The following is a 20079-nucleotide window of genomic DNA, read 5'->3' as shown; positions in this document are numbered from 1 at the left end:
GGCAGGAGGACTTCAGCGAGCCGGGGACGTGACGGGGAGCGCGCCATACGCGCGCTCCAGGAGGACATCGCTGGAGAGGCCCGAGGCGGCCTTGGCCGCTTCGACATCCAGGCCCTCGCCGTGGCCCCGGCCCTGCCCTTCGAAGAGCACCTGGAGGCCGTCGAAGGACGCGCGCTGGGGACAGGAGGGAAGCTTCAGGCCCGCGCGCAGCGTGTCGCACGGCAGCGAGCGCGCTTCCTCGTAGGGGGCACCGGCCTCACCGTCGGTGCGCAGGTAGCGCACGCGACCGGCTTCGAAGCGCAGGGACACCAGCCGGGTGCCCAGCAGGGACTCCACCTGCGCGCGAGGACGGGACTCGCGCCAGGGGGTGTCTCCACCTTGCGAGAAGGTCAGCCACGCGTCCCACTTGAGCGCGGGGAACTGGAGCGCGCGGCTCTCCTCGGGACGCATGCGCACGGTGCCCCGGAAGGCCTGGCAGTGGGTGGTGTCGCAGACGGCGCGGCCGGGGTGTCGGGTCGTGGCGTGGCGCTCGTTGTGGGCGACCACGCGGGCCAGCGCGATGCGGGCCTCGCCTTGCAACGTGACGTCCTCGGCGGCGATGACGCCAGCGGTGTACTGCACGCGCGTGGTGCGGAAGACGAAGTCCGAGCCACGCCGGGCCTTGAGCGCGCTGGGCGTGGTGGGCACGCCTGGAGGTGGGCGATACGGCGGCGGCGCGGACCAGGAGAAGACGCCCGCGTAATCACGGCCGCCGTCGGGACCGTCTGGGAAGCGCACGCGCCAGGGACTGCCCAGACACACCGCCGGACCCTTCGCGGTGAGCGCGTCCATGCGGGAGAAGTCCGTGGACACAGGGCGTGGGGCTCCATCCTCCAGCGCGAAGCCCGCGCCCGCGCAGCGCGCCTCCACGGACGCGGAGGACAACAGGCCAAGCACCTGCACTCGCGCGGCCTCCAGACCCGCAGTCTGTTTCCGCACGCGAGCGAGGAGCGCGGGGATTTCGTCCGCGAAGTGCCGGGGCATCTTGCCGGGCCGCACGGCCACGACCACGAGGTCGGCGTCCACGGCGGCGATCCACCCGAACTGGGGACGGCTGGCGGCGTCGCGCACCGTGCCCGTCTTGGTGGCCACGCCCTTCAGCGCCTTCGACGTGGACAGGCCGCTGAGCGTGCCTTCCTCCACGTTGCCGGTGAGCAGCGCGAGCACGTCCGGACGCGCCTCCGCGAGCAACCGGTACGCCTGCGCCATGCCCCACGGGGACAGACCGTGCGCGGAGCGCAGTCCGATGGCCTCCGTCATGTCCGAGGGCAGGCCGGTGAGGCCCACCGCCGAGAGCACGGGACCCCAGCGGCCAAACGCGCGGGGTGCTCGGCCCGTGGCCTCCCAGTCCAGGAAGTAGCCATTGCAGGAGCGCAGCAGCGCGAGCCGTGCATCCACCTTCGCGGGCAGCCCCGCGCCACAGGCCCACTCCTGCACACCGGGACGCGGCGCGAGCAGCGGAGGGGACACTGTGTCCGATGAAGCTCCAGTCGCCCCCGCCCCCGCCGCGTACAGGAACGGCTTGAGCGTGGAGCCATACGGCACCGCCCTTCGCACATCGCCCTCCGCGAACAGCACCTCGCCCGAGTGCCGGCTCACCACCACCGTGGCCGCCTCCGGCGCGAGCACCGCCACGTCCGCCAGCTCCTCCACCGTCAGGGGCGAGGCCCACCGTGTCCCGTCGTGACACTGGCGCAACCGGCGCGTCAGCGCGGCGGGAAACCCCGTGTGCTCCCCCAGGATGCGCGCCAGTGCCCGTCGCGCCCGGGACGTGTCCACCTGGGGCGCGTTCGCCACCTCCTTCGCCGCGCGCGACAGCGATTGATAGGGCGCCTCGCGCCACGCGGGCAGCTCTCCGCTCACCGTCAGCGCGAACGCCTCATGGAAGAGACGGTCCTCGCTGGACGCGGGGCACGCCCACCACAGGAGCTGGTGCGCCAGTTCGTGCCGCAGCGCCGTGCGCGACTTCGCGTCCAGCTCCCCCGGCGTGTTCTGCCGCAGCTCCACAACCCCGGGCCGCCCCTGCGCGTTGCGCTCGGGAGGCAGGGCCAGGCCCTTCTGGAGCGTCACGGTGGCGGGGGCCCGCGTCGGAAGGCCGCCCGCCTGCGCCGCGTACTGCGTCTCCACCGCCGTCCACGCGGCCTGCGCTTCCTTGCGCAGGTCCGCTTCCGGCGTCACATCCCCTCGCGTGACGAAGGTGGGCGAAGCCGACAACAGCACGGCGACGGCGACGGCCCACCCCATGGGCTACAGGTCGCTCACGGAAGTCTTCGAGGGCACCACCTTCAACACGTCCGACGCCGTGCGGCCCCGGATGCGCGCCGAATACATGTCCTCGATGGTGGCCGGCGGCGCGGCGAACGTGCCCGCGAACTGCGCGCGCATCACGTAGCCCACCGTGCGCGGGCTGTCGCTCCACCACGCCGGCTCCTCGAAGAAGAACGTGGCCTGCGCAGGGTCCAACTGCCGGCGCTTGAGCGCCTCCGGCACCAGCGGCAGCGAGTGCGGCGGACCGCGGAAGGCCTTGTCCTCCTGCAACGCGACGAAGCCCGCAGGCACCGCGTCCTCCACCACGTAGTACGCCGAGCGCGCCCGGTTGTCCCCGCGCGCATCCAGCGTCAGCTCCACGTAGACCTCTTCGCCCTGCGTCACCGTGGCGCCGGCCTCCAGCTTCACCTTCCCGCCCTCGCGCAGCACGTAGTACGCGCGGTTGACGGACATGCCCTCCACGCGCGCCTGCACCTGCTTGAGCGGCGTCGTCGCGGCGGCACGCAGCGTGGCCACGCCGTCGAAGCCGCCCACGTCCACCGTGCGCGTCCCCGCCGGCAGCGTGGCGACCAGGCCCATGCCGCGCGACGTGAACTTCACCGGCGATGACGCACCCTTCACCTCCGGCGGCGTCATGCCCTTGAACGCCTTCGCATCCCGCTCCACCAGCCACAGCGAATGCAAGAGCGCCGTGCTCCGGTCGAAGGTGGACAGCCCGGGCTCGCTCAGCATCTCCAGGATGCGCTTGCGCGCGCGCGTGACGTCCAGCGAACCGAACGACGCCGCGTGCGCGGTGATGGCGGAGAGGCCCACGCGCCGCAGCGGGAAGCGGTAGAACGCCTCGGACGTCTGCGCTTCACCCTTGAGGCTCGCGAGCTTCACGAAGCCCTCGCCGCTCTGCTTCACCAGCGCCTGGATGCGCGCCTGGAGCGCGGGCTCCTTCATCACGCCCGCCTTCTCCGCGGCCAGCACCGCGAGCGCCAGCGAGTACAGGTCCCCGGGCTTCGCGCCCTCCACCAGCGCACGCACCCGCGCGGCCTGCCGAGGCCCCTGCAACCGCGCCAGCACATAGGCGCGCGTGGCCTCGTACTCGTCCGGCAGGCCCTCCTGCGCCTCCAGCCACTTCGCGCTCTCCGCGATGCGCGCATCGTCGCGGTCCACCAGCCCCGCCTCGGACGCGTACGCCAGACCGTCCAGCGCGATGAGCGTGAGCGGCAGGCTGGGCTCGCTGTAGCCGCCGAACCAGGTGAAGCCGCCGCCCTTCACCGCGAGCCCCAGGATGCGGGCCGTGCCCTGCACGGAGCGACTGCGCGCCTCCGCCAGCAGCGCCTGCGACGCAGGGTCCAGCTTCTCCAGCGCGCCCGCCTTCTGGAGCACCTGGAACACCGCCACGTTGGGCACCGTCGTGGAGACCAGTTGCTCCAGGCACCCGTACGGGTACGTCAGAAGCTCGCGCACCTGCGTGAGCGCCGCGTCCACCGTGGACGGCTGGAGCACCAGCTCCACGCGCGTCAGCGTCGCGGAGTCCGCAGCCTCCAGCGCCAGCGCCCCGCCGCCCCACGCGCTCACCTGCACCGCGTCCTCCACCGAGGCCGGGGCCACGTCGAAGCGCTTCAGGTCGCGCAGCGGGTCCTTGCCGCCCGTCACGTCCACCGCGAGCTCGGCGGGGCCCGTCTTCGACGCGCGCAGCGTCACCGGCACCACCTGCTCGCCGCCCTCACCCAGCTCCAGCTTCTTCTGGGTGGCCTCCGCCTGGAGCGCGCCTCCCGGCTGGATGCGCAGGTCCAGCATCTGACTGCCCTTGGACTTCTCGCCCGCGGACAGGCGCACGGAGGCCAGCGCCTCGTCGCCCTCGCGCAGGAACTGCGGCAGCGCCGCGTAGACGTTGAGGCCGCCACGCGTGGCGAACTCGGACGTGCCTTCACCGAAGCGGCCGGACGTGTCCGCCGCCACCGCCGTCACCACCCACAGCGTCTGGTTGGAGGGCAGCGTGAAGCGCACCGTCGCGCGGCCGTCCCGGTCCGTCACCACCGCCGGGTCCCAGTGCGCGGTGTCCTTCTCCAGGTCCTTCGCGTTCCGGGTGGGCGGCTTGATGGACGCGAACGCATGGTCCGGCAGCCCGGCCATCTTGCGCGCCAGTTGCTCGCCGTAGCCGTAGCCCTGGAACTCCGCCGAATAGAAGCTCGTCACGTTGTCGCGCGACGGCGGATAGAAGAAGTCCAGCACGCCCGGGCGGAACTCGCTCTGGATGGCGTACACGGCCTTGTCCACCACGCCCACGGACAGTTGCGCGGACACGCCCTTGCCCTCGTGGTCGGTGACGCGCACGTCCACCACCTGCTCGGTGAGCGGCAGCGCTTCCGCGCGGCGCGCCTGCAACGCCACGGTGAGGGTGCGCTCCTTCGGCACGATGCGGAACGCCACCGTGCGCTCCTCCCAGCGGCCCGTCGCCGTGGGGTACGCCACGGACGCGTACACCGCGCTGCCGAAGCGCTTCTCCACCGGGAACGCGTGCACCAGCGTGCGGCCCTTCAGCGGCACCACCGTGGTGCCGTACAGGCCCGCGCCCGTCAGCGTCACCCACACCGGGCCCTGGTCCTTGCCGCCCTGCCCCCAGCCATCCGGCATCAGCGCGACCAGCTTCGCGGAGTCACCCGGCACCAGCGTGCCGGACAGCGACGCGAGCGTCATGTTGGGCACCTGCGCCACCGGCTCGTCCGCGCCGCCGACGACGAGCAGCGACTCCTCGCCCGTCCATTCCCCGCCCTTCTTGTCCTTCACCGTCACGCTCGCGATGACCGCGCCCACGTGGGTCGTGGGCACCTTCTGCCGCACCGTGCCGTCCTGAGCCGTGGTGAAGGTCTGCGTGTCCAGCGGTTCCTCGCTGCCGTCCGCGCGGCGCAGCATGAAGGACACCTCGCCCGTGGTGACGCCATAGGGCTTGCCGGACAGCGTGGTGGCGCGCACGGACAGCAGCGCCTCCGACCCCTTCGCCACCACCGCGTCCGAATAGCGCGCCACGCCCATCACCTCCACCTTCGACAGGAAGAAGGCGGCGGTGGCGTTGGCGAACGTCTCCTGATCATCCCGCGCGCGCACGGTGAGGCTGTAGCGGTACGGCAGCCGATCCTCGCCCGGCTTGAGCGCGGGTACGGCGATCTCCACCGTGGCCTCGCCTTCCTCGTCGAACTCGCTCGCGCTGGACCACGGGTCGTCCGTGGCCGAGCGCTCCGCGACGGAGGAGTACAGCCGCTCCGGCACGCTCAGCTTGCCCTCGCTGCTGGACGCCGAGCCGTACGTCACCGCGCTGCCCTGGCCGCCCTTGCCCGCGTCGTCCACCCACGCGGGCGCGTCCAGCAGGCTGCGGTAGAGGAAGGCCTCGTACTTCGCGCCCTTCGGCACGCCGCCCGCGTAGCGCCGCGCGCGCACCGTGACGCTCACCGTCTTGCCCGGCTCCACCGTCTCCGACGCCGGCTGCACCTCCAGGTAGAACGTGGGCTTCACGTAGTCCTGCACGCGCGCCTCGCCCTGGTGGGGCTGCGAGTCCAGGTCCGCCTCGATGCGCAGCACGCCCGTGCCCAGGTCGTCCGGCACCTTCACGGTGCCGTTGAACGCGCCGAACTCGTCCACCGCCGCGCGCGTGATGATTTCTCGGCCCTCCTGCGACACCAGCTTCACGCGCACGTCGCGCTTCTTCGGCGTGAACAGCCGCGCGAGGAACGTGTCCGGCTGCCGCACCAGGCCCCGGAATTTCACCTCGTGGCCCGGCTTGTAGATGGGCCGGTCGCTGTAGATGAACACGTCCGGCGCCACCGCCAGCGCGGAGTAGAAGTCCGTGTCCACGATGGCCGTGTCCTTGCCGGACGCCACCGTCGCGAGGATGCGCGGCTCCGTCACGGCCAGCGTCACCTCGCCCTTGTCGTCCGTCGTGCCCGTGGGCCCCTTGCCCGTGGGCAGGTACACCTGCACCTGCGCGCCCGCGCGGGGCTGCTGGTCGCGGCCCGCCACGCGCACCAGCACCTGGCCGTCGGTCTGCTTGAGCTGCACGGTGACGTCGCTGACGACGAGCACCACCTGGCCCTCCACCCGGCCCTGCACCAGTTGGAGCACGTAGGCGCCCGGGGGCAGCGGGGCCAGCAGCACGCGGCGCTCCTGGAAGCCGCTGCTCTCGCCGCCGGTGTCGAAGCCCGGCACGTTGAAGTCCCGGTCCGCGCCGCCCAGGTCCAGGTTGAGCCACTGGCTGCGCACCACCGTGAAGCCCGGGGGCGCGCCCACCAGCTTCTCCGGCCCCTCGGCCACCTTCGCCAGCGGCTCCTCCGAGGACGTCTCCGGAGGCGGCGGCGGCAGGACATCCCCCACCTCGTCGCGGAAGGCAGGGCTCAGCGCATTCATCAGCACGAGGCCCGGCATGCTCACCGCGTTGAGGCCGCGGCTCAGGCCCCGGCCCGGGTTGATGAGCGTGGGCGGCGTCTGGTACGCGCGCCGCAGGTCTCCCTGCGCGCGGATGAAGGTGTCCAGGTTCGCGGGCTGCAACACGCGCAGCTCCACGGGGCCCTTGTCCTCGAAGGCGACGTCCACCGCGACGGGCTCGCCGCTGCCGTAGGAGCGGGGCACGGTGATGTAGAGCGGCTTGGCCAACGCCACGCCGGACACCAGGAGCGCGGCCAGGGCCGCGAAACGCACCGACGTCTTCATGTTCCAAATCCTTCCGACACCAGTTCGGGGCCGTAGCCCACGACCTTGCCGCGGAACCCCAGGTACGGCAGGGACTCCAGGTCGCGGCGGGCCGCTTCGATTTCCGGAGGCGCTGCCTTGGGCAGCGGCGATGAGCGGTCCACGCGCGCCTCCGACGTGTAGCCGTCCATCAAGAGCCCGCCCAGCAACCGCCCCGTGTTGATGCCGAGCATCACCGACGCGGGCGCGCGCAGCCCCGTCACCACCGGGCCCGCGGCGTTCAGCAGGTTGGGCGCGCGGCCCTCGCAGGCCTTCTTGAGGCGCTCGAGTTCCGCGTCGCTCGTGGCCAGCACCACGTGCTTGCACAGCGTGGCGGTCTTCAACGTCCGCGCGCCACCGGAGAACAGCGCCTGCACCCCTTCCGCGTCCTGCTCGCTGCCCCACAGCAGGGCCAGCTCCGGCGCCAGCGAGGCGTTGCCGCGCGGCGTCCACACCAGGGCCACCTGACGCGTGCGCGTCCGGACCTCCTGAGCGCTCTTGCCCTCCCAGTGCGTCTTCAGGGCCGCGGGCTCCAGCGACTCGGGCAGCGTCAGGTTGAACACGAACAGCACCGGCGTCTCCTCCGGCACCAGCTTCAGCAGGTCGTCCGAGATGGGCTCGGTGTAGGGCGGATGGGACGGCGACAAGGTCCCCGCGATGCCCCGGCCCACCAGCCGGTCCCCCTCCACGCCGAACTGCAACCGCGCGTTCCCGGTCATGCCGAGCACGTGGGTGAGCAGTTGCGCCTCGCGGCCGTAGGCGTTCGGATCAAAGCCCACCTCCACGTCCACTCCATCCTTCGCCTCCAGCTCCGGCAGGGGCGTGCACAGGCCCTGGAGCACCACCACCGGGTGCCGCGCGAGCACCACCCGGTCCTCCGTACGAGCAGCCCACAATTGCTGCTCCGCGACCAGCCAGCGCGACAGGTGGAAGCCGCCCTCGGGCACCTTCACGGTGCTGTCCGGGCACCTGTCCGCGGTCATCTCCCCGCGCTTCGCCACCGCGTCCAGCGCGTCCCACCCCGCCTTCGACTTCTTGTCCGCCTCGGGGACGATGAACGCGGGCGTTCCGGCCTGCGTGTCACCGCTGAACCACACGGTGCGGAAGGGGGCGTCCAACAACTGTCCCGCCACCACGTCCAGCACCGCGCCCTTGAAGGACGCCTTGAGGTCATCGCCGGTGGAGCCCATGAACGCGGCCCATCCGCTCACGAAGCCCTGACCCAGCGGCTTGCCCAGTTGCTCCTTCAGCCACGCGTTGCGCGCCAGCGCGTCGCGCACCTTGCCGGGCGCGTGCACGTCCACCCAGATGGCGGCGGTGGCGATGGAGCCCGGCACGTCCATCTTCTTCGGCTCGGACGGCACCTCCGGCATGCCCTCCACGGTGGCGCCCGCGGTCGGAGGACCCTGGCGTTCGCCGGAGGAGAAGGCGGGGCCCGAGGAACCACCACTGCCCCTGCGGCCCAGGACGAAGGCCCCCACGCCCACGCCCACGACGAGTGCGCCGACGAGCGCGATGCGCACAGCGGGCGAAGGGCCCGGGCCCTTGGCGGGCGGCGGCGGGCTCACGGGAGACGTCATGACATCCACTCCTTGAAACGGAAGAAGCCGAGGAAGGCGGCGTTGGCCGGTACCGGGCGCCACTCCAGCGGCGCCTCGGTGGCGAGCGATTCGAGGACCCCGGTGCGCACGGACGCGCCCGCCTCACCGGGGTGGTAGACGACGCGCGCGGGGGCATGGGCCCGGTCCTCCGGGCGCACCACGAGCATCAGGTGGAAGACGGGGCCCGCGTCGTGCTCCTGGCGGAAGGCCACCACGTCGCCCGTGCGCAGCGCTTCGCGCGTGGCCGTGTCCCGCCCCAGCGCGGTGAAGTTGCGGACCAGCAGCGTCTCCGCGTCCGCGAAGTTGGAAGGCTCGCCGCGCGTGTCCTTCCACAGCGGCGTGGAGAGGCGTTCGGAGGCCACGCGCCGGTAGGCCGTGCGGTAGGCGTAGCGGATGAGGCCCGCGCAGTCGCGCTGCGCGGGCTGCCACGCGACGTCCGGGGCCCGCACCTGCGCGAGCGCCACCTGCGCCACTTCACGGCGCAACAGCCGCGCACGCGTCTCCGGCGAGACGGATTCGGAGATGGGAAGGGACGCAGCCGCCACCGGCGTCACCGGCGCGGCGTGCAGCAGCAGGGAAAGCATCAGGACGCGCATGGGAGGGGCCGGACCCGAGGCGACACGCCGCCTTCAGTACCCGCCTTCACCCTCGCCGGAGTCGGAGTTGCCGCTCGCCTGGAGCTCCTTGAGCGCTTCGTCCAGGTTCGTGGGCCAGCGCTCGCCCTTCGGCTTCGGGTCGGCGGACGGCACGTACACCTCCGCCTGTCCGTCGCCCAGGATGTTCACCCACGCGAGCACCCGCGTGGTGCCGGGCGTCGCCAGCGGGATGCGCACGCGGCGGCGGACCTCGCCCGGCGTGCCCTCGAAGAGCGCCAGGTTGAGCGTCGCCACCGTGTGCGCCTTGTCGCCGCTGGGCCAGTAGTTCGTCGCGATGAGGTACACGCCCTGGGGCGGCGAGCGGTGGATGTAGAGGTACGGGCCATACGCCGGCTGGTCGAAGTCCCCGCCCTGCGAGTTGAGGAAGAACGTGCCGCCTGACGGGCTGTCCGTGTCCGCCCAGTACACGTGCGCCATCGCCGTCACGTCGAGCGTGTCCCCCCCGCTGCTCGCGTCGGTGGGCTCGTAGATGTGCAGGTCCGTGTAGACGCCGTCCGTGTCGCTCGTGAGGATGGCCTTGAGCGGCACCGGGGGCACCTGCGCGTAGCTCGTCGCCTGCGTGCGCGCCGTGCCGCCCTTGTTGGTGGCCATCACGGTGACGATGTTCTTGCCGCTGGCCGCCGGGAACTTCCGGCTGAACCGCCCGCCCTGCGTGCGCATGAGGTAGCGGTCGCCGTTGATGGAGACGACCACCGGATCCACCGTGGGGTCGCTCACCGTGCCCTCGATGAGCAGCATCCGGTCCACCGTCCACCCGCCGGACGGCGCGCTCAGACGCACGGTGGGCAGCTTTTCGCCCCTGCCAATGGGCACGCCCTGCTGACGGGCGGGAACCGAGGGCGCCGTCTGCGACAGCAGCCCGGCGAGAAGGACGGAGAGCATCAGGAGGCGCCTGGGAGTGGGGAGCGCGAACCGCGTGTCCGCGAACGAACACAGCGTGCGGCAAGCCCACCTCTCATTTCAAGCCACCCGCCATTTCACACCGCCACGGCCCGGATTTGGCCCCCCCGACCCACGACGTCCTGTCGCGGGTCCCCTTCCCTTCCGCTTGAACCGTCCGCCCGCCCGTCCTCGGGCCCGGGCACCCACGATTCACGGAAGGGGTCCGTGCTGCTGCACCCTCCCCGCGGAAAAAAAGGCCCCGCGGGTCCTGCGTGTGGCTCAAGGCGCGGGAGGACGTTCCCAGCCGTGGCTCTCGATGAAGCCCGACACCAGGGCCGCCAGCGTGTCGCGGATCTTCTCCACGTCCGCTCCGGACTTGCCTTCCGTGTCCTCGATCATCACCCACTCCACGCGCTCCTGGCCCGCGGTGGTCGGCACTTCGGACACGCTGCCCAGCGTCACCAGCACCTGTGCGCTCTTGGCCAGCTCCGGCGTCAACTGCGTCGGCTTCGCGCCCGTCATGTCCACGGTGATGTCCTTCATCGTGGCCAGCACTTCAGGCTGTACTCGGTCGGCCGACTGCGTCCCCGCCGCGATCGCCCGGACCTTCGAGGGATCCGCCATCACGTTGAAGAAGGCCGCCGCGATCTGCGAGCTGCCCGCACTCTGCTTACAAGCGAAGATGACCGTGTTCATCGCACCGCCTTTGGAGTGTTGAGAATCATGAGGTTCAAGCCTTCCAGGGAAGTATCACATCCTGTGCGAGGGAGAAGACAACCCGCACCCCGACTGTTCCAACACCATACAACGCGCCGCGTCAATCATGGAATCTGGGTAAGGCATGACTCCGGGCCGCGTTCGTGTCCGAGCGGAAATCGGCGGAATGCCTAGTTTGCAGGGGTCATGCAAAGCACCCCTTCCTGGGCCTGGATCGTCTTCTGGGCGTTGCTGCTGGCGCTGCTGGTGGTGGATCTGCTGGCCCACCGGGGCGGGCGGGGGCAGTCGCGCCGCGCGGCCATCCTGTGGAGTCTGGCGTGGGTGGGGTTGGGGCTGGCCTTCTGTGGCTTCGTGTGGGTGACGCTGGGCAGCGAGCGTGGGCACGAATACCTGGCGGCGTGGCTCATCGAGAAGAGCCTGAGCCTGGACAACGTCTTCGTCTTCCTCGTCATCTTCCGAAGCCTGAACGTGCCCCAGAAGTACCAGCACGAGGTGCTGTTCCTGGGCATCTTCGGCGCGCTGGTGTTCCGGGCGCTGTTCATCTTCGTGGGGGCGGCGGCGCTGCAGCGCTGGGGCTGGGTGTCGTACGTCTTCGGGGCCATCCTGCTCATCACCGCGTGGCGCGTGTTCCGAGAGGATCCGTCGAAGCAGCAGGACAACCGCGTGGTGCGGTGGCTGTCGCGAAGGCTTCCGGTGAGCGACCAGGTGGAGGGGCCGCACTTCTTCGTGAAGCACCAGGGCCGCCGGCTGGTGACGCCGCTGTTGCTGGCGCTCATCGGGCTGGAGGTGACGGACATCCTGTTCGCGGTGGACTCGGTGCCGGCGGCGTTCTCCGTCACCACGGACACGTTCATCCTCTACAGCTCCAACGCCTTCGCCATCCTGGGGCTGCGCGCGCTGTACCTGGTCATCGCCGGGGCGGTGGGGCAACTGCGCTACCTGCACTACGGCCTGGCGGGGGTGCTGGCGTTCGCGGGCGTGAAGATGGTGGTGGAGCAGTGGGTGCACATCCCGCCGCTCCTGTCGGTGGGCATCATCCTGGTCGTCATCGGCACCGCGGTGGGGGCGAGCCTCGCGCACCGGACGCGCGAGGTGCAGGCCTGAGTCTTCAGCGCGCGGGGCGCCGCGAGTTGCTCGGGGGCCGGGGGTTCACCAGCAGGTCATCGAAGGTGCGGTTCGCCGCCTTCGCGATGCGCTCGCGGTGCTTCTCCAGGAGGGCGGCGTTGGCCTCCTTCGCGTCCTTGCCCGCGGCCTGCTCCAGCGTGGTGATGTACTTGCGCAGGCCCGCGCGGCGCTGCTCCAACTGGAGCCGCTCCGCCTCGGGGAGCTTCGGATCCTCCAGTTGGGGCGTGAGCGCGGCGAGCTGCTGCTCCAGGAGCGCGAGGTTCTCCGGCGCGGAAGGCAGGGACACGGCGGCCTGCGCCGGTTCTCCGGCGGGCGGCGCGGCCGGGGGCGGCGGGTACACCACGGCGGTGATGGCCTGGAACTCCAGGGGCGACATGCGCTGGGCCTCCAGGTTCGTGGCGAGCACGGCCTGGGCCTTGCCCATCATCCGCATGGAGGCTCCGGCGGCCTTGAGCAGGGTGCGCGAGTCGCGGCGGTCCAACGCGGCGCTGTGCTTCGTCACGAACTCGACGGACTCCTTCGCCAGGATGGCGTAGGCGGGCAGGGTCGCCTCGCGCACGGCCAGGTAGGGCGCGAGCCGCGCCTCGTCCAGCTTCAGCACCTGGCCCGCCGGGGGCGGCTTGAAGGGATGGCGGGTGTTGAGCTCCGCGAACCGCTGGGTGACGGCCTGCGAGTCCATGAGCGCGTCCACGCCCGAGCCGTCCATGCCACGGTCCGCCCAGTAGCCCAGCGCGACGAGCCCCAGCACGCCCACCACGACGAGCCCCACGACACCCAGCACCCCACCGATGACCCACTTCTTGTTCATTGCGCCGCTCCGCTCCACACCCGGAAGGCAAGGCCATCCCCACCGGAGGCCCTGTTGCTACCCGGGCCGTCCGCCCAGGGCAAGCGCGCCCCCGCTTCCCGGATGAACAGGGCCGGGGCCCGGCAGACGGCCGGGCCCATCTCCGCTAGGAAGACGCGCATGGCGGGACGGGAGCATGCGGCCGGGGACAAGGCGAGGGGGACGTCGGGCACGGACGATGTGCGGGCCGGGCAGCCCAACGGTTCCCCTGCGCCCGACGACGAGCGCCCCGCACCCGGCCCGGAGGACGCGAGGACCGGACCGTCCGGCGGTTTCCCGCGACCGGACGGCGCGGCCTCCATACCGGGCCCGGAGGACAGGGAAGACGTGCGGGCCGGACAGCCCGGCGGTCCTCCGGGGCTGGACGTGGCGCATCCTCAAGTGGACGGATCATGGCGGGCGCAGCGGGAGTTGTGGGGTGATGCCGGCTGGCGCCGCTGGGTGCTGGCGAGTTCGTTCGCGCGGCTGGGCGGGACCATGGCGCCCTTCGCGTTGCTGCTGGCGGGAGAGCAGGCCACGGGCGCGTTTTCGCAGGGCGCGTGGATGGCCAGTGGCTACGCGATGGGCATGGCCGCGGCGGCTCCCTTCCGGGGCCGCACCCTGGACCAGCGTCGTCTGCCGGGCGGCCTGCGCAATCCCCTGCTCGCCCAGGCCGCGGTGTTCCTGGCGCTCGCGCTCGCCTGCTTCCTCAAGGCGCCCCTGTGGCTGCTGCTGCCGCTGTCGGTGGCGGGCGGCGTGGTGCCCGCGGGGGTGGTCGCGGCCTACCGCGCGCTCCTTCCCGTGCTGGTCCCCAGGGCGCGGCTGGAGGCGGCGTTCGCCATCGACGCGGTGCTGATGGAGGTGCAGTGGATATTGGGCCCCTCGCTGGTGGGCATGCTCGCGCTGGCCGATGCGACCTTGGGCGTGGGCGCCATCGCGCTGACGGGGCTGTCGGCGCTGGCGCTCAACCTCTTCCTGCCAGACCGCGAGCCGGCGCCCGGCCCCCGGGTGGCCGCCACGATTGCGTCGCTCGCCCCTTTCTTCCAGGGGCTGCCGAGGCTCTTGTACCTGTCGTCGCTGGCGGTCGGAGTGAGCTGGGGCGTGGTGGACGCGGCGCTGCCGCCCCGGCTGCTTCAGGTGGGCTCACGTCCCGAGGCCTGGGGCGGACTCACCGCGCTCCTGTCCGCCGCGAGCGCCGTGGGCGGCCTGCTGTACACCAGCACGCTGAAGGGGCGCGTCACCCAGGACGGCGTCATCCTGCGGCGCTGTCTTCTGTTCCTCGCGCTCTGGGGCGTGCTGCTGGTGCCGCTGGCGCTGGTGGCGAACCTCTGGGCCCTGGGCGCGGCATTGGCGGCGGCGGGCATCTTCCTCGCGCCGCAGGCCGCGATGCAGGCGACGCTGCTCCAGCGGAAGCTTCCGGACGGCCGTCAGGCGGAGGGCTTTTCCCTCTCCAACGCCAGCTTCGCGCTGGGCCTGGGGCTGGGCAGCGGCCTGGTCGCCGTGCTGCTGGAGACGGCCGGACCGCATGGCGCGCTGCTCACCGCCGGGGCGCTGCCCGTGCTGGTGGCGCTGGGGGGCGCGCTCGTGTGGCGCTCCCGCATCTGACGAGCGCGGCGCCTCACCCATCGCCTTGCAGCGGGGATTGGCGCGGCAGGTGCACGAGGAACGTGGTGCCATCCTGGGCGTTGGAGCGCACGCGCAGGCGGCCCGCGTGCGCATCCACGATGTGCTTCACGATGAACAGCCCCAGTCCCAGTCCGTGGGCCATGCGGTTGCCCTCGCTGAGCTCCGCGCGTTTGAGGGGTTCGAACAGGTGCGGCATCAGGTTCTGCGGAATCGGGCGGCCCTGGTTGTTCACCGCGAGCGTCACCACCCCCGCCTGACCGCGCAGCCGCACGCGCACCGGGCAGAGGGCGTCCCCGTACGCGAGCGCGTTGTTCACCAGGTTGGTGATGACCTGCGCCAGCCGGTCCGGGTCGCACGACAGTTGGGCGTTGCCCCGGTGGTCCACCTCCAGCCGCCGGTCGGGGTGGGCCTGCTGCACCTCGTCCATCACCTGGCGCACCAGCTCCAGGAGATCCACCGCGCGGGGCGACATGGGGATGCCGCCGCCCAGCCGGGCCTGGGTGAAGTCCAGCACGTCGTGCAGCATGCGGTTGGCGCGCTCCGCGCTGGAGAGGATGCGGGCGACGGCCTTCTGTTCGCGCGGATCCGCGTCCTCGCGCCGCGCCAGGCTCGCGGCCGCCATGGTGATGGCGGAGATGGGGTTGCGCAGGTCGTGCCCCACGATGCCGATGAGCAACTGTTCGAACTCCGCGCGGCGCTTCGCCTCCGTCTCGGCCTCGTGCCGGTCGGTGACGTCCTGCATGGCGCCCACCATGCGGACCGGGTGGCCATTGAGGGTCTTCACCACGCGGCCCCGGTCCTCGACGAAGGCCCAGGTGCCGTCGCCCCGCCGCAGCCGGTAGGACGACACCCAGCGGCCCTCCGGACTGTCGATGGCATCCAGGAGTTCGCGGGTCACCCTCGCGCGGTCCTCGGGGTGCAGGCTGGACGTCCACCATTCCATGTCCATGAGGGGCGGCCCCCGGGACGTGTCCAGTCGCAAGATGCGCGCCGCCAGCTCGCTCCAGTGGATCTCATTCGTCTGCAGATCCCAGTCCCAGATGAGGTCGCGGGTGGCCAGGGTGGCCAGCCGGTAGCGCGTCTCCGACTCGCGCAGCTCCTGCTCCGCCCGGCGCCGCTCGGTGATGTCCAGCGACACACCCGACACGCTCACCACCCGGCCGGCCGAGTCGAACACCGGCAGGAAGCGGACCTCGAACCAGATGTCGAACATGTACAGCTCGGTGGACAGCCGCTCTCCGGCCAGCGCGCGCAGGACGACCTCCAGCATGTCCCGCCGGTCCCGCAGCAGCTCGAACACGGAGCGCCCGCGCATCGCCTCGGACTGCTCGGCCACGGCCCGGACCCCTTCGCCCTCCAACAGGGTGATGATGCCATCCGCGTCGAAGGCCCACAGGACGACGGGGATCTGTGTGAGCACGCGCTGCAACTGCTCGCGGGCTTCGTCCCGCTCCTGGAGCAGCACGCGGGTGGCGGTGGTGTCGGTGGAGATGCCGCATACGGCCCACGCCTCGCCATCCGCGACGGTGGGCAGGGGGAACTTCATCGTGTGGTAGACGTGGAGTCCGTCGGACTGGGGCACCTCCTCGTCGAACACCAGCGGCCTGCGCTCCTTCATCACCTGCCGGTCGTGCTCCAGGAAGTGCTCCGCCGTTTGCCGGGGGAACAGCTCCAGGTCGGAGTGGCCCAGCACCGCGCGCCGGGGGTGGCCGGAGATGACCTCGAAGGGGTGGTTGATGAAGAGGTAGCGCCCCTGCGCGTCCTTCGCGTAGATGGCCGCCGGCGCATGGTCCAGGATGGTCTGCAACCGTCCTTCGCGCGTCCTCAGCACCCGCTCGTGTTCATGGACGAAGTGCCCCACCGACGCCGTCAGGCCTCCGTCCAACGCGCGCCAGAGCGCCCGCAGCTCCTCCGGCCTCAACGAGCGGTGGGATTCCTCCAACGCGTCCAGGATGGCCTCGCGCAGCAGGCCGTACTCCTCCACCAGGGCTTCCACCCCCGCGCCGGAGTGGAAGCGTTCGCGGCCATGGTCGCGGGCCGGCTCCCGGGCCGGGCCCTCGGCCCAGTGTGTCCCTGAGTCCTGACGCAGGGAGAGGACCAGCCCATCCACCAGTTGGAACATCCGCTGCAGACGCTCCGGGAGCGCGGAGGGGTTGTCCCCAAAGGAAGCGCCCAGCCGGGCCACCCAACGCCGGACGATGCCCTCACGCTGCCCCTGCACGAGGTCCGCGAGCGAGTCCGTCGTGGAGGCGAAGGGGTTCATGCCGCCGCCCCACGCGGCCACGAACCCCCGCCTGCGGCGGACTCCGGCCCTGCCTGGACTGCGCCTTCGCGGCGGCGAGCAGGGACGGGATCCACCGCCGGCGAGCAGGCTTCCGCCGCTCCGGAGACACCCGTCTGTTGAAGCAGGACGCCTGCTGTCCGAAGTTTGGGGTTCACTGTGTCCCTGCTCCCTGGACGCACCCGGAGTGGAGAGAAGATGGGCATGCCACCCTCCAGATTGGATGGGGCTTGCGGGGGGGGGTGGGGTGGGTTGCCCACCTCTGGGATGGGACCCCAGGGGGTGGCAGGCGACCATGGAAGGCGTTCGCGCGCCGCTGGGTCCTGCCACCGACATGGGAGAGACTGCCGGCAAAACACACGGGAGGAATCGGATCATGGCATTCGCGGACCGTAGGACCTTCGTACAGGGCGCTGCGCCCCAGCAGGCGCAGTCGAGGACATGCTCCCGGGGACATGCTCCGAAGGAAGGGGACCAGCCATGAGCCCCACCAGGCCGGTGGATCCGCTGGAGTGCCTGGGCCGAGGGCACGTGCGCAGCGTCTGGGAGGTGATGGAGGCGATGAGCATCCTCATGTCACGCCGCAACGAGGGCCTGCCCCTGAACCTGCCGCAGGTGACGCTGTACCTGCGCAGCGGGCGTGAGGTGTTGGGCGTCCTCCGGGAGTACGGCGAGTTCCGGCAGGGCCGGGGCGTGCTGATGAACACGTCGGGCGGGTATGGCTCGCGGGACGAGGGCATGGATGTGACGTTCGTGCCGGACGGGGTCATCGAAGCCATCACCCTGCACGACGCGACCGTGCTGGCCACGCCGGCCAAGTCGATGCCCGAGTCCTCGCCCATGCACCTGCGGCGGCACCTGCCCGCGATGGCCGACAAGCTCTCCACGGCGCTGGGCACGCCGGTGACCGCGGAGTTCGGTCCGGGCACGGACCTGGACGCGGCCACCACCGTGCAGGGCCTGGCCTGGCTCATCGAGCGCACGGGCGAGGTCGTCAGCGCGCTGGCCAACACGCCCGACACCGGGACCGTGCTCAAGGAGCAGGTGCGCAAGGTGCGGCTGTTCGTGGGCGACAGCTTCCAGGCGAAGCTCACGGACGGCACGCTGGACCTCACCACGTCGCGCTTCCCGGCGGCCTGGCCGCTGGACCGGGAGCTCAAGATGGCGGTGGCGGACACGCTGCCGTAGGGCGGGCGCTGACGGGCGCCGTCCCTTCGAACACGGCGCCGGGCAGCGGCCCCACAGCCCCCGGCGGGCCCGGCGGGCCTCGACCTCCAGGGCTTCGAATTCGCCGCGCCGGGATGTGCCGGCCGGCGGGACGAACAGCGTGCACGCGTACCCGCGCTCCACGAGCAGCGCGTTCACGTCGTGGCCGTCCACGGACACATAGGCGAGCCGCCGGCCGAAGCGGTCCGTGCACGCCTCCGCGTCCCGCAGTCGCACCGTGCGGCCCTCCACGAGCGAGCGGTTGAAGGCCGCCGCTTCCTCGCCGAAGCAGTCGTGGTGGCCGCGCGTCGTCTCCGGTGTGTCGGCGAGCAGGTAGCGGATCCGCTCGCCGTCCTGGAGCACCACCGTGTCCCCGTCGATGACCTGTGTCACCACGCCCGTGGAAGCGCCGCACTCCCCTTCTCCCTCGCCGCAGGCCAGGAGGAAGGTGAGCAGCAGCAGGAATCCCATGCCTGGCGTCCTCATGGCGCGCACGTCCGGTTCTCGCGGCCCGGGGTGCCCCGGTCTCCCGCGCCGTACGTCACCCCGACAGGGGTCGGACAGAAGGCACCGGCCGCATCGTTGCCGGACGCATCCCGCACGCGCGCGTCGAGCTGCGAGGACGCACCGGAGACCGCGGCCTGGGTGAAGGCCACCGAGTCCAGCACGGTGCCCTGCACCGCCAGCTTCAGGACATGCGACCCCGCGCCATTGCCCAGGCTGAAGCCGAACGTGCCGAGCACACCGGGGAGCCCTCCGTTGAGCGACGCATCCTCGGAGCGTGCGAGGACGGCGTGGCCGCCCGCCTTCACCGACAGGCACAGCGCGGACTCCAGCAGGGTGCCGCCCGTCTCGTTGGCGAGCATCACCCCATTGAGGTCCACGTCGCGCAACGCGAGCACCTCCACCCATTCGCCCATCGCGTCGGGTGCGGCGGAGGGATCCGCCAGGAACTCGGTGAGCACCAGCGAGCCCGCGGTCGGCACACGAGGGGCGCGCGACTGCCCCGTCGTCCGGTCGATGCAGCCGGCCTGCGACACGCCCGCGTCCATCCCGGAGCAGGTGCGGTTGGTCCTTCCCGGCGTGCCCAGGTTCCCCCGGTCGCCGTACGGCTCCGTGGCCGCGCACCACGCCGTCAGCGCGTCGTTGTTCTTCGCATCGTCGGTGAGTGGCGCCGACACCTGGGTGGCCACGCCGTCCTGGGCCGGGCCGTACAGCGCGCTGTCGATGAGCACGCTCCCCGCGCGTACGGCGACGACACCGCCCGCGTTGCGCAGGTCCACGGAGAACGTGGCCAGGGGCTCCGGAAGCCCGCCGTTCACCTCGGACTCCCGCCGCCGGGCCAGCAGCGCGGATTCACCCGCCGCGAGCGACAGGCAGCGCTCCGACTCCAGACGCGTGCCCGAAGTGTCCGTCCCCACCGTCAAGCCATTGAGGTCCACGGGCACTGTGGCGCGCACTTCCAGCCATTCGCCCACCGTGTCATCGCCGCGCGGGTTGGCCATCACCTCCGTGATGATCAGGTCGCCCGGACGGGGTGCCCGGATGTCCCGGGGCGCGACCGCCCCTGGAGGCAGACACGTCCCTGCATTCACGTTCGACGCGCCACCGTCCGGGGTGCCAGGACATGGCGCATTGGCCGTGCCGGGACTGCCACGGGTTCCACCCGGCACGGCTTCCGGTGCATCGCACCAGCGCGAAGGTTCGTCATTGCCCTCCGCGTCCGGCACGAGCCGACCGTCGTAGGTGCGGGCCGCTCCCGACTTCGACGGCGCGGCGAGTTCCACCGAATCCAGCAGGCGCGTCCCACAGCGCAGCCCCACGAGCCCACCGCTGTTCCCCAGCGCACCGAGCGCATCGCCATAGGTCTGGTCCACGTGTTCGGGCAGAGGCCCATCACGCACGTCGCCCATCACGAAGAAGGCTCCCGCATCCACCTGGAGGTTCGTGGTCAGCGTATAGGCCCGCTCCTGCGCGCCCTCCTCCCGTGCGGTGAAGAGCGTCACGCCCAGCAGGTCCACCGTCTCCCGGGTGGGGTTGTGGAGCTCCACGTACTCCTTCCCGGTGTCCGCACCCGAGGGGTCGTTGAGGTACTCGGTGATGACGAGGTCCCCCGGCAACAAGGCCTCACACGCCGCC

General features: G+C 71.6%; 12 protein-coding genes and 1 pseudogene. 3 read left to right on the top strand and 10 right to left on the bottom strand.

What is annotated here, in order from left to right:
* Positions 1 to 12: 12 nt before the first annotated feature.
* The 6 genes from D7V88_RS14570 to D7V88_RS14545 form a co-directional block, all read right to left on the bottom strand.
* Positions 13 to 2283 carry a SpoIID/LytB domain-containing protein gene (locus D7V88_RS14570; RefSeq protein ID WP_120541246.1) on the bottom strand — a complete coding sequence of 757 codons (2271 nt, stop codon included), beginning with the start codon at positions 2281 to 2283 and terminating at the stop codon, positions 13 to 15.
* Between the two features lie 3 nt (positions 2284 to 2286).
* Positions 2287 to 7002, bottom strand: coding sequence for an alpha-2-macroglobulin family protein (locus tag D7V88_RS14565; protein WP_120541245.1), 4716 nt, complete (start codon positions 7000 to 7002; stop codon positions 2287 to 2289).
* Positions 6999 to 8600, bottom strand: a complete 1602-nt coding sequence (locus D7V88_RS14560; protein ID WP_167509848.1) for a hypothetical protein — start codon at positions 8598 to 8600, stop codon at positions 6999 to 7001. The genes D7V88_RS14565 and D7V88_RS14560 overlap by 4 nt, the downstream gene beginning before the upstream one ends.
* On the bottom strand, positions 8597 to 9217 hold the full coding sequence (locus D7V88_RS14555; RefSeq protein WP_120541243.1) for a DUF1175 family protein: 621 nt from the start codon (positions 9215 to 9217) through the stop codon (positions 8597 to 8599). The genes D7V88_RS14560 and D7V88_RS14555 overlap by 4 nt, the downstream gene beginning before the upstream one ends.
* 33 nt (positions 9218 to 9250) lie before the next feature.
* Positions 9251 to 10159 (bottom strand): DUF2135 domain-containing protein, encoded by a 909-nt coding sequence (locus D7V88_RS14550; protein ID WP_120541242.1) that lies wholly within the window; start codon positions 10157 to 10159, stop codon positions 9251 to 9253.
* 279 nt (positions 10160 to 10438) lie between these two features.
* A complete protein-coding gene (locus tag D7V88_RS14545) occupies positions 10439 to 10855 on the bottom strand; it encodes an arsenate reductase/protein-tyrosine-phosphatase family protein (RefSeq protein ID WP_120541241.1) in 417 nt (138 codons plus the stop codon).
* A gap of 207 nt (positions 10856 to 11062) precedes the next feature.
* On the opposite strand from D7V88_RS14545, the gene D7V88_RS14540 reads away from it, so the two are divergent.
* Positions 11063 to 11980 (top strand): TerC/Alx family metal homeostasis membrane protein, encoded by a 918-nt coding sequence (locus tag D7V88_RS14540; RefSeq protein ID WP_120541240.1) that lies wholly within the window; start codon positions 11063 to 11065, stop codon positions 11978 to 11980.
* Positions 11981 to 11984: 4 nt separating this feature from the next.
* Here D7V88_RS14540 and D7V88_RS14535 read toward each other — a convergent pair whose 3' ends face one another.
* Positions 11985 to 12809, bottom strand: coding sequence for a hypothetical protein (locus tag D7V88_RS14535; RefSeq protein ID WP_120541239.1), 825 nt, complete (start codon positions 12807 to 12809; stop codon positions 11985 to 11987).
* 159 nt (positions 12810 to 12968) lie between these two features.
* On the opposite strand from D7V88_RS14535, the gene D7V88_RS14530 reads away from it, so the two are divergent.
* A complete protein-coding gene (locus tag D7V88_RS14530) occupies positions 12969 to 14432 on the top strand; it encodes an MFS transporter (protein ID WP_147448739.1) in 1464 nt (487 codons plus the stop codon).
* A gap of 13 nt (positions 14433 to 14445) precedes the next feature.
* Here D7V88_RS14530 and D7V88_RS14525 read toward each other — a convergent pair whose 3' ends face one another.
* Positions 14446 to 16737, bottom strand: coding sequence for a PAS domain-containing sensor histidine kinase (locus tag D7V88_RS14525; protein ID WP_244238146.1), 2292 nt, complete (start codon positions 16735 to 16737; stop codon positions 14446 to 14448).
* A 477-nt stretch (positions 16738 to 17214) separates the two neighbouring features.
* Between D7V88_RS14525 and D7V88_RS44380 the strand changes: the two genes are divergently transcribed.
* On the top strand, positions 17215 to 17922 hold the full coding sequence (locus D7V88_RS44380; RefSeq protein ID WP_244238145.1) for a hypothetical protein: 708 nt from the start codon (positions 17215 to 17217) through the stop codon (positions 17920 to 17922).
* Positions 17923 to 17985: 63 nt separating this feature from the next.
* Here D7V88_RS44380 and D7V88_RS44375 read toward each other — a convergent pair.
* A pseudogene (locus D7V88_RS44375) lies at positions 17986 to 18411 on the bottom strand (thermonuclease family protein); the annotation flags it as partial.
* A gap of 11 nt (positions 18412 to 18422) precedes the next feature.
* Positions 18423 to 20079: lamin tail domain-containing protein (locus D7V88_RS14515; RefSeq protein ID WP_147448738.1), on the bottom strand; the 1657-nt coding region annotated here is incomplete at its 5' end.

It is taken from the genome of Corallococcus terminator (assembly GCF_003611635.1).
GTDB classification, from domain to species: domain Bacteria; phylum Myxococcota; class Myxococcia; order Myxococcales; family Myxococcaceae; genus Corallococcus; species Corallococcus terminator.
This window is presented reverse-complemented; position numbering and strand designations above follow the sequence as displayed.

Bases quoted from the DNA above. Each gene is read 5' to 3' on its own strand.
- D7V88_RS14535 (WP_120541239.1), bottom strand. From the start codon at position 12,809: ATGAACAAGAAGTGGGTCATCGGTGGGGTGCTGGGTGTCGTGGGGCTC.
- D7V88_RS14530 (WP_147448739.1), top strand. From the start codon at position 12,969: ATGGCGGGACGGGAGCATGCGGCCGGGGACAAGGCGAGGGGGACGTCG.
- D7V88_RS14545 (WP_120541241.1), bottom strand. From the start codon at position 10,855: ATGAACACGGTCATCTTCGCTTGTAAGCAGAGTGCGGGCAGCTCGCAG.
- D7V88_RS14555 (WP_120541243.1), bottom strand. From the start codon at position 9,217: ATGCGCGTCCTGATGCTTTCCCTGCTGCTGCACGCCGCGCCGGTGACG.
- D7V88_RS14570 (WP_120541246.1), bottom strand. From the start codon at position 2,283: ATGGGGTGGGCCGTCGCCGTCGCCGTGCTGTTGTCGGCTTCGCCCACC.
- D7V88_RS44380 (WP_244238145.1), top strand. From the start codon at position 17,215: ATGAGCCCCACCAGGCCGGTGGATCCGCTGGAGTGCCTGGGCCGAGGG.
- D7V88_RS14550 (WP_120541242.1), bottom strand. From the start codon at position 10,159: ATGCTCTCCGTCCTTCTCGCCGGGCTGCTGTCGCAGACGGCGCCCTCG.
- D7V88_RS14540 (WP_120541240.1), top strand. From the start codon at position 11,063: ATGCAAAGCACCCCTTCCTGGGCCTGGATCGTCTTCTGGGCGTTGCTG.
- D7V88_RS14565 (WP_120541245.1), bottom strand. From the start codon at position 7,002: ATGAAGACGTCGGTGCGTTTCGCGGCCCTGGCCGCGCTCCTGGTGTCC.
- D7V88_RS14560 (WP_167509848.1), bottom strand. From the start codon at position 8,600: ATGACGTCTCCCGTGAGCCCGCCGCCGCCCGCCAAGGGCCCGGGCCCT.